This window comes from Acidobacteriota bacterium (genome assembly GCA_016195325.1).
In the GTDB taxonomy this organism is placed as follows: domain Bacteria; phylum Acidobacteriota; class Polarisedimenticolia; order JACPZX01; family JACPZX01; genus JACPZX01.
Genome location: JACPZX010000047.1, coordinates 22,950 through 37,534, shown reverse-complemented (window position 1 = coordinate 37,534; position 14,585 = coordinate 22,950). Strand labels below are relative to the sequence as shown.

15 protein-coding genes are annotated in these 14,585 nt (G+C 71.1%); 6 read left to right on the top strand and 9 right to left on the bottom strand.

Going from position 1 to position 14,585, the window contains the following annotated elements; all coding sequences use genetic code 11:
• Together HY049_09750 and HY049_09745 are read right to left on the bottom strand one after the other, a co-directional pair.
• The coding region (locus tag HY049_09750; protein MBI3449186.1) for a tetratricopeptide repeat protein at positions 1–1,298 on the bottom strand (1,298 nt) is incomplete at its 3' end.
• Positions 1,295–4,183, bottom strand: a complete 2,889-nt coding sequence (locus tag HY049_09745) for a hypothetical protein (GenBank protein MBI3449185.1) — start codon at positions 4,181–4,183, stop codon at positions 1,295–1,297. The genes HY049_09745 and HY049_09750, both read right to left, overlap by 4 nt.
• A gap of 46 nt (positions 4,184–4,229) precedes the next feature.
• Here HY049_09745 and HY049_09740 point away from each other — a divergent pair, with 46 nt between their 5' ends.
• The 3 genes from HY049_09740 to HY049_09730 are packed head-to-tail and all read left to right on the top strand — an operon-like array spanning position 4,230 to position 6,155.
• The gene (locus tag HY049_09740) at positions 4,230–4,658 is read left to right on the top strand and encodes a nuclear transport factor 2 family protein (GenBank protein ID MBI3449184.1); all 429 of its coding nucleotides are present in this window, start codon (positions 4,230–4,232) and stop codon (positions 4,656–4,658) included.
• A complete protein-coding gene (locus tag HY049_09735; GenBank protein MBI3449183.1) occupies positions 4,658–5,887 on the top strand; it encodes an aminotransferase class V-fold PLP-dependent enzyme in 1,230 nt (409 codons plus the stop codon). The genes HY049_09740 and HY049_09735 overlap by 1 nt, the downstream gene beginning before the upstream one ends.
• A gap of 4 nt (positions 5,888–5,891) precedes the next feature.
• On the top strand, positions 5,892–6,155 hold the full coding sequence (locus HY049_09730; protein MBI3449182.1) for a hypothetical protein: 264 nt from the start codon (positions 5,892–5,894) through the stop codon (positions 6,153–6,155).
• On the opposite strand, the gene HY049_09725 is transcribed toward HY049_09730, so the two are convergent.
• Together HY049_09725 and HY049_09720 are read right to left on the bottom strand one after the other, a co-directional pair.
• Complete coding sequence (locus HY049_09725) at positions 6,142–6,558, bottom strand: hypothetical protein (GenBank protein ID MBI3449181.1); 417 nt, start codon at positions 6,556–6,558, stop codon at positions 6,142–6,144. The genes HY049_09730 and HY049_09725 overlap by 14 nt on opposite strands.
• Positions 6,559–6,671: 113 nt before the next feature.
• Positions 6,672–7,157, bottom strand: a complete 486-nt coding sequence (locus HY049_09720; GenBank protein ID MBI3449180.1) for a MerR family transcriptional regulator — start codon at positions 7,155–7,157, stop codon at positions 6,672–6,674.
• Positions 7,158–7,239: 82 nt separating this feature from the next.
• On the opposite strand from HY049_09720, the gene HY049_09715 reads away from it, so the two are divergent.
• A complete protein-coding gene (locus tag HY049_09715) occupies positions 7,240–8,247 on the top strand; it encodes a DUF1570 domain-containing protein (protein MBI3449179.1) in 1,008 nt (335 codons plus the stop codon).
• On the opposite strand, the gene HY049_09710 is transcribed toward HY049_09715, so the two are convergent.
• From HY049_09710 to HY049_09700, 3 genes are all read right to left on the bottom strand, one after another.
• Positions 8,213–9,157 (bottom strand): DMT family transporter, encoded by a 945-nt coding sequence (locus HY049_09710; protein ID MBI3449178.1) that lies wholly within the window; start codon positions 9,155–9,157, stop codon positions 8,213–8,215. The two genes, HY049_09715 and HY049_09710, sit on opposite strands and share 35 nt — an antisense overlap.
• 13 nt (positions 9,158–9,170) lie before the next feature.
• Positions 9,171–10,505, bottom strand: coding sequence for a hypothetical protein (locus tag HY049_09705; GenBank protein ID MBI3449177.1), 1,335 nt, complete (start codon positions 10,503–10,505; stop codon positions 9,171–9,173).
• Positions 10,506–10,584: 79 nt separating this feature from the next.
• Positions 10,585–11,289, bottom strand: coding sequence for an HAD family phosphatase (locus HY049_09700; GenBank protein ID MBI3449176.1), 705 nt, complete (start codon positions 11,287–11,289; stop codon positions 10,585–10,587).
• 94 nt (positions 11,290–11,383) lie between these two features.
• Between HY049_09700 and HY049_09695 the strand changes: the two genes are divergently transcribed.
• The gene (locus HY049_09695) at positions 11,384–11,893 is read left to right on the top strand and encodes a hypothetical protein (protein ID MBI3449175.1); all 510 of its coding nucleotides are present in this window, start codon (positions 11,384–11,386) and stop codon (positions 11,891–11,893) included.
• A 1-nt stretch (position 11,894) separates the two neighbouring features.
• Here HY049_09695 and HY049_09690 read toward each other — a convergent pair whose 3' ends face one another.
• Positions 11,895–12,344 (bottom strand): hypothetical protein, encoded by a 450-nt coding sequence (locus HY049_09690; GenBank protein ID MBI3449174.1) that lies wholly within the window; start codon positions 12,342–12,344, stop codon positions 11,895–11,897.
• 69 nt (positions 12,345–12,413) lie between these two features.
• Between HY049_09690 and HY049_09685 the strand changes: the two genes are divergently transcribed.
• Entirely contained in the window at positions 12,414–13,367 is a 954-nt protein-coding gene (locus HY049_09685; GenBank protein ID MBI3449173.1) for a PD-(D/E)XK nuclease family protein, read from the top strand.
• Between the two features lie 7 nt (positions 13,368–13,374).
• Here the strand turns inward: HY049_09685 and HY049_09680 are convergent, their stop codons facing one another.
• Positions 13,375–14,514 carry a PD-(D/E)XK nuclease family protein gene (locus HY049_09680; protein ID MBI3449172.1) on the bottom strand — a complete coding sequence of 380 codons (1,140 nt, stop codon included), beginning with the start codon at positions 14,512–14,514 and terminating at the stop codon, positions 13,375–13,377.
• Positions 14,515–14,585: the final 71 nt, after the last annotated feature.

Here is a 14,585-nt window from a genome sequence, read left to right as displayed (position 1 = left end):
TCGCGCACCGACCACGACACGCCGACGCGGGGCCTCCGGAGCGGGAGCGCCCAGCGGGCGTAGCAGGCGAGGAGCCGGCGGGCGTTCTCATCCGTGAACGTGTCGCTCTCGGCGGTCACGCGGACTCCGATCGACGGGATCGGCGTGAGGGCCGCGGTCGCGGAGAGAGATCGGATCTCGACGTCGGCGAGGAGGCTCCGGGCCGTGGCCGCGAAGACCCCCTTCGAAGCGGCGCCCGAGATCGACCAGTGGTCGTCGATGCGGTAGGCCGCGCCCGCGGATCCGGCGAAGTGGGTGGTCGATTCGGCTCCGTCGACGCGATCCGCGCCCGCGGCGCCGGAGAGCGCGAGGCCGCCGTCGAACCGGTACGTGAGCGAGGCGCGTGGCGACAGGAGGCTCTCGTCGATGAGGCCCGAGGAAGCTCCCGGGCCCCGGGCGCCGAACCGATCGAGCGACCCTCCCACCGTCAGCGACGGGGAGGGGGAGAGAGTTGCCCCTGCGTGCTCCGTGTTGATCTCGTTCCGGTCGGTGTCGTGCACGAACCCCACGGCGCCGTCGACGACCGTGGCCAGCCCGTCGCGGATCGACGCGTCGACCTTCTGCGCCTCGCGGTCGTCGGGGTGCGCCCGGAGCGCGGCGGCGGCCGCCCGGGCCGCGGGCCGCGGGCGCCCCTGCCATTGGAGGACGCGGGCCCTCCCGGCGAGCGCGTCCTTGTTGTCCGGGGCGATCGTCAGCGTCTCGTCGTAGAGGGCCAGCGCGTCGTCGAGATGCCCGGCCCACGAGAGGGACGCGGCGAGGCCGTTGCGCGCCTCGACGTCCTGAGGGTTCGCCGCGAGGATCCCGAGGTACGCGTCCCGGGACTCTGCGGTGCGGCCCGTCCACGCGAGCGTCCTCGCGAGGCCGAGAGAGGCGTCGCGGCTGTCCGGGCTCTCCGCGAGAAGGCCCCTGTAGATCTCGATCGCTCGATCGTAGTCCCCCTTCCACGAGAGGGTCCGGGCGAGGCCGGAGCGCGCGTCGGCGCTTCCCGGGTCGATCTTCAGGGCGCGATCGTAAAGGTCCACCGCCTCCGCCAGCCGATCGGAGTATGAGACGACCGTCGCGAGCTTCACGAGAGCCCTCAGGTTGTCGGGATCGGCCTCGATCGCCTTCCGGAAGTGGGCCTCCGCCGCGGTGTTGTCCCCCTGGCGGAACGCGATCTCGCCGGCGGCGTACTCCGCGTCTCCCTTTCCTGCGGCGCGCGCCCCCTGGGCGACGGCGATCGCGATCGCGAGCGCGCACGCGATGCGCGAGGCCCTCACGGAGTCACCGCGTCGGGAAGGGCGAGGAAGCACTTCCGGACGATCTCGTAGGATTTCTTCGGGCGCGTGTGGAAGGTGGGCTGCTCCCAGGTCTTCCACGTGTAGAGCGACGACGCGGTCGCGGCGAGGCGGCCGTCCGGCCCGCGCTCGGGGAGGGTGTCGAGGACCGCGCGGCTCGCCGGGTCGTACGCGACCGCGTACACGCGGAACCCCTCCGTCACGCGCGTCCCCACCTCGTCGAGGTTCTTCGGGTCGTCGTCCACGACGCGGCGCGACGACGGGTCGGTCACGTTGAGGAGACCCCACGGAATCCGCACCTCGAAGACCCCCGCCGACGCGTCGAACGCATAGTCCGCGAGATCGTCGTACGCGGCGTCGGCGGGGTCGGTCGTGCCGGGGCGCAGGGGGCTCAGGTCGTGCATCACCGAAGGGTATATCGTCCCGTCGCGCCCGATCCGGCTCCGGTTCGTCTCGACGCGGATGTCGATGTAGCGCCCGTCGTCGTTCGGCGCGCTGCGGAAGGGACGGTCGTAGCGGTGCGTGAAGAGGTCGTACGGGGTGTCGACGAGGATCCGGCTCGACGCCTCTCCCGCGAGATCGATCATGAACTCCATGCCGGTCGGGGCGCGCACGCCGAGATCGCGCGGGAACGAGGTGTCGCCCAGATCGGCGCCGTACGTGTCGAGGCCGATCAGGAAGCGCGGCCCCTTCCAGCCGCCGTCGCCGCCCGGGGAGACGCCGCTCGCGTCGACCCGCAGGTACAGGTACGCCTCGTCGCTCGCGGCCCAGATCGCCGAGAGCCCCGCCGCCCCCGCCTCCCCGGCGCCGTGGGTCATGAGAGGCGCGCGCCCCTTCCAGTCGCCGGTCCTTCCGTCGAGGGTGACGAGGGGGCCCGCGCTCCCGGGCCGCGCGGCGAGGAGGCCGTAGTTCTGCTCGGGGTCGAGGGCGTTCAGCCACTTCACGTTGCGCTCGGCGGGCTGCTCGAACTCCATCACGAGCCAGTTCCTCTTGAACCACTCGTCCAGCCATGCGAAGAGGATCCCGCCGGCGCAGCCTGCGTCGTGGATGTTCTCCATGAGCCGCGCGTCGATCTCCCCCTGCTCCACTTCGTTGTGGCCGCCGTGGTTCATCCCCTGCGGCTGCACGTGCGCCACGCCGCGCGAGGTGGGGACTCCCACCTCCGAGATCATGAGCGGCATCGACGCGTGGTGGTGCTTCAGATCCCGGAGGTACCCAATGTAGTTGTCCGTCCCCCGGGCGTCCCGCGCCCGCGCGTAGTCCGGGTCGTTGTTCATGAAGTCCGGGTAGTAGGGGTACGCATGGTACGAAGCGAACTGCCCGCCGAGGGCCTCGCGCGTCGGCCTGATACGGTTGGCGTCGATGCCGGCTCCGTCGTTGTCGTACTCCCTCACCCGCGCCGCGTCGAAGGGGAGGCCGAGCTTTCTCGCGATCGCCTCCTCCTCGGCCTTCGTCGCCTCGGTCGGGTGGCGCAGCGGGTCGAGGGTCGGCCAGTTCGTGAACGCGGTAGGCCGCGTCGCGCCGTACCTCCGCATCTCGTACGCGACGGTGTGCTCCATCGCGCGCGCGGCCCACGCCTCCATCGCGGTGCCGCTCTCCATCCTGAAATAACGGCCCGCGAACGACGCCGCGGGGTGCGCGCGGTCGTACGCGTCGACGGAGTAGGGCTCCCACTCGCGCCCGAGGATGATGCCGATCGTCATCCCCGAGACGTCGGATCGGTAGAGGCCGCAGGCGTGGCCGGGGCGGAAGGCCACCGCGATCCGGCCGTGGAGGGCGTCGAGGATCCGCTCTCCCTCCTCGAGGAAGGCGCCGGCGAACGCCGGCCCGTCGTAGTCGTCGCCGTCCGGAAGCTCGGTCCACACCCCCTGGAAGAGCCAAAGATATCCCGGGGGAGGCGTCGACGCGCCGGGTGAGGCGGCGGCTGCGGCGTCGTTGTGCGCCTTCAGCGCGTCGTAGAACGCGGGAGGGAGGAGCGTGTACAGGCGGACGGCGTTCGCCCCCATCCTCCCGATCAGGTCCAGCCACTCCCGGTACGTCGCGACCTCCTCGGGGAACTCGGCGGGAAACTTCCCCGGGAGGGCGACCCCGAGGTTCACTCCTTTGACGAAGATCGGGACGAAGCGCCCCTTCCAGGCGACCTCGAGGTGCGACGGCCCGGATCTCGCGTGCGCGACGGGGGGGGAGGCGGGGGGCGCGTCGCCGATCCGCCGGTCGGCGAGGCCGCGTGCGGCGCCCAGCGCCCGTGCGGCGATGGCGGCGACGTCGGGGTCGTCGGGGCGCTCGGCGGCGAGGGGGAGCGCGATCTCGAGCGCCCCCTGCGCGTCACCGGCCCCCGCGAGGGAGAGGGCGAGCCCCTGCCGCGCCTCGCTCGACCCCGGCTCGAGCTTCAGCTCGGCGCGGAAGGCGGCGGCCGCGTCGTCGTAGCGGAGCATCCTCACCAGGGCCCAGCCGAGGAGCGCCGAGTAGCCGCGTCCGCCCACCCCCGACCGGATCGCCTCCTCGAGCACCGCCGCCGCGTCCGGGAACTTCTCCGCGCGGTAGAGGGAGAGGGCGCGCGCGTACGCGTCGGGGGGCTTCGGCGCCGGCTGCTCCGCGGCCGGATTCCCCGCGCCGGGGGCCTCGCCGGCCCCGGCGACGAGCCGGGGATCCGTCCCCGCCGCGGCGAGGGCGAGGAGCGCCGAGAGGGTCGTTCTCAGAAGAGCTGTGCTCGAACGGTGGCGCCGGAAGGATTCGATGCCTTCTCCTGAGTTGGGAGTCTCTCGAGTTCTGCTAACATCGAGCGATTCCGGGTCGCTCCGTGCTGGACGAGGGCCTGAACGCGCCTCGAGGGGGATAGAATACGGGCGCCCGGAAATGGAAATCAACTGCCCCGCGGCCCGAAGCGGCGGGGCTCGACGGCGCGAGAGGGTCATGGCTATCGAAATCGACGTGAGCGAGGCCGAGAAGGCGAACCTGCAGTTCTACGAGGCGCTGAACGACTCGGACCTCGACAAGATGGAGGAGGTCTGGTCCCACACCATGACCGCCCGCTGCATCCACCCGGGCTGGGACGTCCTCGTCGGCTGGTCCGCGATCCGCGAGTCGTGGCACTCGATCTTCACCGCCGGGGGCTCGCTGAACGTCGAGGCCGCCGAGGTCGAGATCAGCGTCTTCGGCGAGGTGGCCTGGGTGCAGTGCCTGGAGCAGATCCGCAACCAGAACGAATCGGGCGATCAGATGAGCGTCGCGCGCGCCACGAACCTCTTCGTGCGCGAGTCGGGGCGCTGGCGCATGGTGCTCCACCACGCCTCGCCGATCCCCTCGCCGCTCGAGTCGGACGATCTGGGAATGGTCCATTGATGGCGGGCCCTGCCGCGCCGCCCGACTGGGCCGCGGTGCGGGCGTCGTTCCCCGGGCTGGCCGACAAGGTCTTCATGGACGCCGCGTGCGTGAGCCTCGCGCCGGCGCAGGCGCGCGACGCGATCCGCGATTTTCTCGACCGCATCGTCTCGATGCCGTCGGTGGACGCGACCGAGCACCACCTCCTCCTCGACGCGGGGCGGAGGCTCGCCGCGAAGGAGGCGGCGGCGCTCCTCGGCGCCGAGGAGGGGGAGATCGCCCTCGTCGAGAGCACGACGCACGGCCTCGCCCTCACCGCGAGCGGGCTCGACGTGACGGGGGACGACAACGTCGTCCTCTGCGATCTGGACTTCATCGGCGTTTCGACGCCGTGGGCCGTGCGCGCGCAGGAGACGGGGTGCGATCTCCGCTTCGTCCGGAACCGGGAGGGGCGGATCGAGCTGGCCGACGTCGCGAAGGCGATCGACTCCCGGACGAAGGCGATCGTCCTCTCGTCGGTGCTCTGGTCGAGCGGCCAGCGGCTGGACCTACCCGCCCTCTCCGCGATGGCCGCGTCGAGCGGCGCGGTGCTCATCCTCGACGTCATCCACCAGCTCGGGGCGCTCCCCCTCGACGTGCGCGCGATCGCGGCCGACGCCGTCGTCTGCGGCGGCCACAAGTGGCTCAACGCCCCGTTCGGGTGCGGGATCCTCTACGTCCGGAGGTCGTCCCTTCCGAAGTTCCGCCCTTCCCTCTGGGGGTACCTGAACCTCGAGCCCCCCGAGGGGGGGTGGGGAGTCTACTTCTCGACCCCGGACATCTCCCTCATGAGGCGCTACGACTTCGTGAACGAGGCCCGTCGCATGGAGACGGGCGGGACGGCCAACTATCCGGGCGCCTACGGCCTCGCGGCCTCCCTGGCGCTCATCAACGCGACGGGGCCGCGCGCCATCGAGGCGCGCATCCGCTCGCTCTCGGCAAGGCTCATCGACGCGCTCGACGCGGAGAAGTTCCGGCTGGTCTCGCCGCGCGAGGAGAAGGATCGATCGGGGATCGTCGTCTTCACCGCGACGGGCGACGCCCCCCTCGACGGGCGCATCGTCGCGCGGCTCAGGGCGCGGCGGGTCTGCATCTCGCAGCGGTACACGAACCGCGTCGGAGGTCTCCGGGCTTCCGTCCACTTCTTCAACGACGAGGCCGACGTGGACGCGCTCGTCCGCGAGGCGGCGCGGGCGCGGGCGGAGGGCTGACGCGATGGAACGCGACGACATCCTCGATCTCTTCCGCGTCCTGAGCGAGGGGTACCTCGCGGGAGAGATGCAGGCGGCCGTCTACGCCAGGACCGTCGAGGGGCTCATCTCCTCCAATCTCGACACCGTCGGCGACCTCGAGGACGTCAGCGAGCAGCTCGTCGACTTCGGCATGCAGGGGGCCGTCAACCCGGTGGACGAGGACGACCTCAGGGCCGTCGCCCGCCGCCTGGTCGACCTCGCCGCGAAGGAGACTAAGGGACGATAGGATCACCGGTCCGGTGATCCTGGATCTGGAACCTGAGGAACTCGTGGATCGCGCCGAGCGCCTCCCGGTCTGCGGTCCGGATCCTCACGCGGGCCCCGCCGTCCGTCTCCTCGTACGTGTAGGAGATCTTCCCCTTGAGCCTCGCCATCGCCGCCGCGCCGGGAGAATCCTGCGCGTGGACGAGCATGGGGATCGTGAAGTCGCCGTCGCCGAACATCGTCGCGACGTGGCGCAGGTGTTTGCGGATCATGTCGCGACTCAGAGTGTCGTCGGGGCTGTTCGCGCCGACCTCTATCGCGCCGCCGTCCGCCGCCAGCGTGAAGTGGTGCGTCGTCTTCGCGTGATCGAACCCCATGGCCGCGTCCCCGCGCGCGTCCACGCCCGCGGCGCGGGAATCCATCATCGGGCAGGCGTGATCCGCCGTCTCGGGGCCGGAGGCGCCGACGGACGGAGGCGCGGCAAGACACAGGACGGCGGCCACCGCGAGGATCGCGGGGCCGGAGGTGCGGGAAGAGTTCATGGCTTTTCTCCTTTCGATCGAGGGTGTCGCAGGGGAAGGGCGTCGTGGTACGCGGCGGGGAGCTTCGAGAGATCGCGGGCGGCGAGGGCCTCGAGGAGGCCCGCGCGCCGGCCTGGCGCCGTGCCGGCGAGGCGGGCGTCCCAGTCGCCGAGGACCTCGCGCAGGGTTTTTCGCAGCGACCTCAGGTGCCGGATCGTCTCCTCGATCCGCGCGAGCTTCATCCCCGCCTGCTGCCGCACCTGACGGCACGGAGCGTCCCCCGCGCTGCGGCGCCTGAGAATCGCCGCCAGCTCCTCGAGGGTGAAGCCGACGGCGAGCGCCGATCGAATCACGCGCAGGCGTTGGGGCGCGTCCGCCGGGTACGCGCGGTAGTTGTTCCGGAGGCGCTCCGGGGCGGGGAGCACCCCCATCCGCTCGTAGTGGCGGAGCGCGTCGCGGGTCACGCCGCCGATCTTCGCGAGAGCTCCCGAGGTGTAGTGCATGCTCATCTCCCGGATTCTGGACCATGGTGTCGACTCCAGGGTCAAGCGCTTTTTTCGAGCCGACCTGTCAGAATGGCACGCGATGGCTCGACCCGCGAGGCGCTCTCTCATCGTCCTTCTGGCGGCGCTCGCCCTGGCGGCGGCCCTTCCTCTCGGCGCGGCCCCCGAGGACGCCGACGCCGACGCGAAGCTCGCGGCCGACCGGAAGAAGAGCTACGAGTCCTTCCGCGCGCGCTGCGAGGCGCTGATCAACGACCGGAACTACGCGAGCCGCGAGTCCGCCCACTACATCGTCGAGTCCGACGATCCTCGCTTCGATCCGAAAGCGGCGGCCGATCTTCTCGAGTCGTACCAGGGCTGGTTCGACTCGTTCTGGTCCGGAAGGCTCACGCTGCGCCCGCACGCCGACAAGTCGTTCGTCTTTTTCTTCTACTCCTACTACAAGTACAGGCAGCTCCTCGGCGACGCCGAGGCCGCCGGGGAGCTCCGCCCCGTGGGGCACTACATGGGAGGGGTCGACGTCGTCGCCGCGCACACCGACACCGTCGAGCCCGGCGACCTGCCGGACGTCGTCGTTCACGAGGCGACGCACCAGCTCTTCAAGACCCGGCTGTACGGCGAGGAGGCGGAGCCGTCGCCGTGGATCGCGGAGGGGGTCGCGTCGTACTTCGGGTTCACCTGGCGTGACAGGGCGGGTGAGTTCAAGGTCGGCGAGATCGGCGGGAAGGAGGGGGTCGTCCTCTTCCCGAAGCTGAAGTCCCGCCCCACCGCCGCGGAGAAGATGCTCGACGCGTACCAGGCGCGCGTGCGCAAGGATCAGGCCGAGCCGATCGACGAGGTGATCGCGATCCGGAGCGAGTCCGAGTTCTTCATGAACGATCCGATCGACAACTACGCGGCGAGCTGGCTCCTCGTCCACTTCCTGCTCCACGCCGACGGCGGGGCGCACGCGGCCGGGTTCGCGGCCTACCTGAAGCACGAGATCGAGGGGAAGAGCGGGCCTTCGGTCTTCTACGCCGACATCGGGATGGAGCGGCCGGCGCTCGTCGCCGCGTTCAAGGAGTACGCGGGACGGCTGAAGTCCCGCTGAGCGCGACGGCCACGAAGACCCCGGCGAAGATCAGCGCCGCCGCGACCACGAGATGCGGGGTGATCGACTCTCCCAGCACGATCACCGACAGCCCCGCCGCGATCACCGGCTGCACGTAGATGAAGAGCGCGACCTGCGACGAGTCGACCCGCTTGAGGGCCCACGAGTTCAGCATGTACGCGGCGACCGTCGCGAAGAGGATCACGAACGCCGCCCACGCCCACGCCGCCGCGGGCACCGCCGACAGATCCGCCGCGAGGAGATCCCGCCCGCCGAAGACGACGATGCCGATCGCGCCGTACGCGAGGAGGAGCGCCGTGACGACCTGGCTGCTGTACCGCGAGAGGATGGGCTTGCTGATCACCAGGAAGAACGAGTACGAGAGGCCGTTCGCCAGGGTGAGGAGGTCTCCCGTGAAGGCGCCGCCCTGGAGCGACATCCCGGAGTGGACGACGAGATAGAGGGCGCCGCAGAGCGAGAGCGCAATCCCCGCGAGCTTCCCGGGGGTCGGCCGCTCGCGGCGCATCAGGATCGCGATGAGGAGCGTGGCCACCGGAATGGCGGTGTTCAGCACGGTGGAGTGCGACGCGAGCGTGCGCGCGAGCCCCTCGACGAAGCAGACCTGGTTGATCGTGACGCCGAAGAGGGCGTAGAGGGCGATGCGCGCGTGGTCCCTCAGGCTCGTCGGCCACGCCTTCTTCATGAAGGCCGTGACGGCGAGCAGGATGGCCGCCGCGGAGACGATGCGCAGGACGGCCCACGCGGCCGGGGGGATCGACGCGAGGACGATCTTCGCGCCGATGTAGTGGAGGCCGAAGAAGACCTGGACGAGGAGGAGCGCGCCGATCACGAGCGCGCGGGAGGGCCCGCGCGGCGTGGAGGCATCGGCGCGGGAGGACCCGCGCCTCATGGACGCCCGCGCGTCATGGACGAATGATGAGCCCCGGCGCGTCGGTGTCGTCCAACCGGCCCGCCCCCTGGACGCCGGTCTCGCGGACTTTCGACGGATCGAGGATGCGCGACGCGCCTTCCGCCAGCTCCGACGGGGGAGCGGCTCCCTCGGCCTCTCCCTCACCCGGTGCGGCGCCGCGGGCCCCCGCGGCCCGATCCCGAAGCATGGTCGGGAGGAAGGCCCGGAAGACCCACGCCCGCAGGAACGACACCTTCTTCAGATCCACGGGCTCGGGGCTCCGGAGCGCGAGCGCCACGGCGAGCGCGAGCCGCGCCGGCCGCTCCATCCCGCGCCGGTGGAGGACGTACCCCATCTCCTCGAGGCGCCTCGCGAGGATCTCCCTGAGGGGGCTCGCGGCGAAGTCGACGAGGGCGGCGTCGAAGATCGCGGTCGTGCGCTCGGCCGCCGTCTCCTTGCTGAGCACGAGCCCCGAGCGGTTCAGATCCGCGAGAGCCTGCAGGTGCGTGCGGGCCGCCTCCGCGGGGAGGGACCACGTCCCCAGCTCCTTCTCCTTGAACAGCTCGGCCGAGGCATCGAGGAGCTCGGGGTCGGCGAGGGAGCTTGCGGGAACTTCGTCCCAGACGGGGCAGGTCGGCACGGGAAGCGCGGCCGCCGCGGTGATCTCGGATCGGGAGAGGAGGTAGTCGGCGCGCGACCGGCCGGGGCGCGGCGCCGCCTGGCGGAAGGCGGCGTGCATCAGGGCGTCGACGTAGGGCCATGGGGCGGGGGCCGGCGCTCCGGTCCCTTCAGACGCCATCTCCTTGATCGCATCGGTGAGCCTCTGCTTCGTCAGCGTCCCCGCGGAGACGGACAGCATCCCCTCGCGATCGCTGATGACGGTGAAGAGCCCGGTGTACCCCGAGGCGTCCCGCTTCAAGAGCCACGCCATCCGCGCGCCGTCCCCGTCCGGGGCTCCCAGGTACGCCTCGGGCTCGTGCGGCTTCACGCCCAGCGAGAAGACGGCCTTCGGCTCCTCGCGGCGGTTCACCGGGATCCCTTTCTGCTCCAGCTTGAAGAGGGCGCGGCGGATCTCGCGCTTGACGTCCTTGTCCGGGGCCTGCGGCTCCCACGACGCGAGCTTCTCCGCGGTGTCCCTGTCGCCGGTCCTGCCGAGCCACTCCGCGATCAGAAGGTCGCACGCCGGATCCCGCCCGATCAGCGGCGAGAGCGTGAGGACCACCTGATCTCCGGGCGTTCCCGGCGGAAGAGTCCCCTCGTGGATCCCCCACGCGGCGAGAAGCGTGCGTCCCCGATCGAGCGCCTGACGCCTGGGATCTGTCTTGGGCTTCGAGGACGGCTTCGCCATGGGGTCTCCCCGGGGGGTGTCCGACGCGACGTGAACGGAAACGGGGATTCTACTCGGTCTCCCCGTCTAAATCGACAGGTCAGAGGGCCTCGATCCTCGCGAGCGTCAGCTCCGAGAGATCCCCCACGACGAGGTCGGCAGGCTTGAGATCCTCGCGCGGCCGCGAGGTCGCGACGCCGACCGCGTGCATCCAGGCGGCGCGCGCGGCGGCGAGGCCGGCGGGGGAGTCCTCCACGACGAGAAACGACGCGGCGGGCTCGGCCGCGCCGAGCGCGTGGCGCGCGCCGTCCAGAAGCCCCGCGCGCACCAGCGCGGATCGCGCGGCCAGGAAGGGCTCCGGGTCGGGCTTGCCCCGGCTGACGTCCTCGATCGTGACGACGGCGGTGATCGCGTCGCGAACGCCGAGGCGGTAGAGGCCGTCCTCGACCTCGACGCGGATCGCCCCCGACGCGATCGCGATCGGGTAGGCCTCCGCCGCCTCGAGGATGAAGCGGGACGCGCCGGGGACCTCGGGGAGATCGCTCCGCGTCAGGTTCCGGTAGACCAGCGCCTTCAGCGCGAGGATGTGGTCGGCCTCATCGTCGAGTCCCGCGGAGTCGACGCCGGCGCGTCGCAGCGCGTCGCGCGCGACCTCGCGATCGGGGATCCCGAGGTATCGGGTGTAGTACTCCTCGTCGTCGAGAGCGATCCCCGCGTCGCCGAGGACGCGGCGGAACGCCTCCTTGTGCAGCGGCTCGTCGTTCACGACGACGCCGTTGTAGTCGAGGATCAGCGCGCGGATCATGCGGCGCAGCTTACGACACCTTGATTCCCGGCGCGGGCATCCCTAGGATGCGCTCGCCGCCAAGGCAAACGCCCCCGACCCCATGGAGGGATTCATGAAGCTGAAGACGGCACTCACGTTCGGTACGCTCGCACTCATCCTCTTCCTCGCTCCCGCCGCCGCGCACGCCCAGGAGATGGGACTCAAGGGCTGGGGCCCGCGCGTCGGCTTCTCGTCCGGCCCCGACCAGGTGGTCGGCGGCGTGCAGTTCGATCTCGGCGAGTTCGCCCCGCACGTCCGGTTCCAGCCGAGCGCCGAGATCGGGTTCGGCGATCACGTCACGACGGTGCAGTTCAACGCGATGGTCGCCTACTACTTCCCGATCAAGGCGCAGGTCACACCGTACGCGGGGGGTTCGCTCTCCGCGGCCTTCTACGATTTCAACTCGAACTGCGGCGGCTTCGCGCGATCGTTCGGATGCGAGAGCCACGACACGAAGATCGGCCCCGTGGGGGTCGGCGGGATCGAGATGAAGCTCTCCGGGAAGAGGCGGTTCCTCGCGGAGCTGCAGCTCGGGTTCACGGATCTCCCCGACGCCAAGATCGTCGCCGGCTGGAACTTCTAAATCACGGCGACGCCGGGACCTCGACGACGCTCTCGATCCGGTGGAGCCCGGCGGGGCGGAGAGCCCACCCTCCGATCCTTCCGGCGAACCGCCGCCTCAGGTCGTCGAGGTGGAGCGTGTCGACGGCGCCGTGCGTGAGGATGAACCGGAGGGAGGGCGCGGCCCCGCTGCGCGCATCGATCTCGATCGCGGTTCCGGGGATCGCGCGCAGCAGCTCGGCGGCGAGGCCGAGCGGGGAGGCCGACGCCTCCTGCTCCGTCGCCCTCCGGAGTGAGGGATGCGGGAGCCAGATCGAACGCTCCGGGTCGAGGAAGGTGACGCGCGCGTCGCTCGTCCGCGTCTCGACGGCGATCCCCACGCGCCCCGCGACGCCGAAGGCGCGGGCATGCTCGCCGTCGCGGCAGACCACGACGTCGCCGATCTCGATCGTCCGGGGGACGGCCTGGCTCATCCTCGAAAAGCGTAGCACCCGCGGCGCGGCGGGATCTCTGGTATCATCGCGCGTCGCCCTGGAGGCCCCTTGATCGTCTACTCGCACTCGCGCCTCTCGTCCTTCGAGAACTGCCCCCTCCAGTACCGCTACCGGTACATCGACCGGATCCGGACCGGCTTCGAGTCGATCGAGGCCTTCATGGGGAAGCGGGTGCACGAGGTCCTCGAGCACGTCTACGAGGATCTTCCCCGCGCGCGCGCGGAGGGGATGGCGGCGGCGCTCGACCTCTACGAGTCGCTCTGGAGCCGTCACCTCACGCCGGCGGTCAAGGTCGTCCGCCCCGATCTCGACACCGAGTACTACCGCGCCGTCGGCGCGCGCTGCATTGCAGGGTACTGGGAGAAGCACTTCCCCTTCCCCATCGAGCCCGATCGGATCATCGGCGTCGAGCTGAAGGTCGAGATGAACCTCGACGCGGCCGGGAAGTTCAGGATGATGGGGTTCGTCGATCGCGCGCAGCACGCGGAGCCCGGCATCATCGAGATCCACGACTACAAGACCACGGCGACGCTGCCGAAGGAGGGAAGCCTCAGGTACGACCGGCAGCTTCCCCTCTACGAGATCGCGCTGCGGCAGCGCTTCCCCCAGACGAAGGAGGTGCGGCTCATCTGGCACTTCCTCGCCCACCGCGCCGACGCCGTCGAGACGCGCACACCGCAAGATCTCGATCAGGTCAAGCGCAAGTGCATCTCGCTGATCCAGACCGTCGAGGGGGCGCGCGACTTCCCCGCGAAGAAGGGGCCCTTGTGCTCGTGGTGCGATTACCAGGAGATGTGCCCGGAGTGGAAAGGGGTGAAGCCGGTCGCCCCCCCCGCCTTCCCGAACGGGAGGCCCGCGGAGATGGCCGCGCCGCCGCGTCCGGCGCCCATCGCCGCCGCACCGGAGGTGCCGGCCGCCACGCCGGCTGCGGTCCCGCCGGCCGAGCCGAAGCCGCGCGCGAAGCAGTCCTCCGGCCCGCCCGGTCAGCTCCCGCTGTTCTGAAGTCCGCCTACAGCCGGACGACGCGCCCGCTCCGGACGAAGAGGATCTCCGCGCGAACGACCGCGCCCGGGATGGCGCGCTCGATCGCTCCGCGGTAGACGGCGAGCTGCGGCCCGTACGCGCGCGCCGCCTCCGCGGCCGCCTCGTCGCTCTCCGTGCGCGAGGTCTTGTAGTCGGCGACGACAACGCCGCCGTCCGCGTCGCGGTAGACGAGGTCGCAGTAACCGCGCCACACTCCGCCTCCGTTCTTTCCGTCGTCGAACAGCACGGGGATCTCGCGGCCGAGGATTGCGAGGCCTGCGAGTCGGGCAGGGAGCGCGGAGACGAGGAACCCGTCGAGGATCTCCTCCACCTCCTCGACGATCTCGCCGCGGAGAGGCGCGACCTCGAGATCGGCCAAGCGCTCGGCTGCGGCGCGCGCCTCACGCTTCAGCGCGGCGCCCTCCGCAAAGTTCCAGCCCTCGAGCGCGACGTGGACCGCGGACCCCGCACACCGCGCCACGGCGGCGCGCGTCCCGTCGCGACGGCCCCCGGCGGCGCGACCCGTGTCATCGAAGAGGCGGCGCTCGCGATCCTCGTCCTCCCGCGCCTCGCGCTCGCCGGTTGGGCGTCGGAGTGGCGGCGCCGCGCTTCCCGCAGCCGAGGCCGCGACGGCCTGCCAGCCTCGCGCCGCGTCGCCGAAGATCGGATCGAGAGCGACGGGACCGCGACGATCGGAAGGTGCTCCGGACTCCACGATGCGGTGCGTTACCCCTTCGGCGCCCAGAGGGCCCCCGGCGGGGATCCCGTCGCGCAGGTGGTAGCCCAGCGCGGCGAGCGCGTCGCGCCACGGAGCGGCGCCCTTCCCCATCTCGCTGTTCACGAGTATCAGCTTCTCTCTCGCGCGCGTACACGCGACGTAAAGGACGCGCTTCTCCTCGGCCATCTCGTGGCGGCGATCGAGCCCGGCGAGCTTCGCCCACGCGAGGTTTGTCGAGCCGTCGGTGAGGCGCGCCGCGACGAACCCCGACGCCTCGTGGGGGAGCCATCTGGCCTGCGCCTCCCGACTCCTTCCGCGCTCGTTCCGGGCATGGCCCCGCCCGACGTCGGGGATCACGACGACGGGGTACTCGAGTCCCTTCGCTTTGTGCACCGAGAGCAGGCGCACCGCGTCAACCGTCTCGTCGGCGAGCGGACTCTCTCCCTCGGCTCGATTTCCCAGGGACTCCTCCTCGAGAT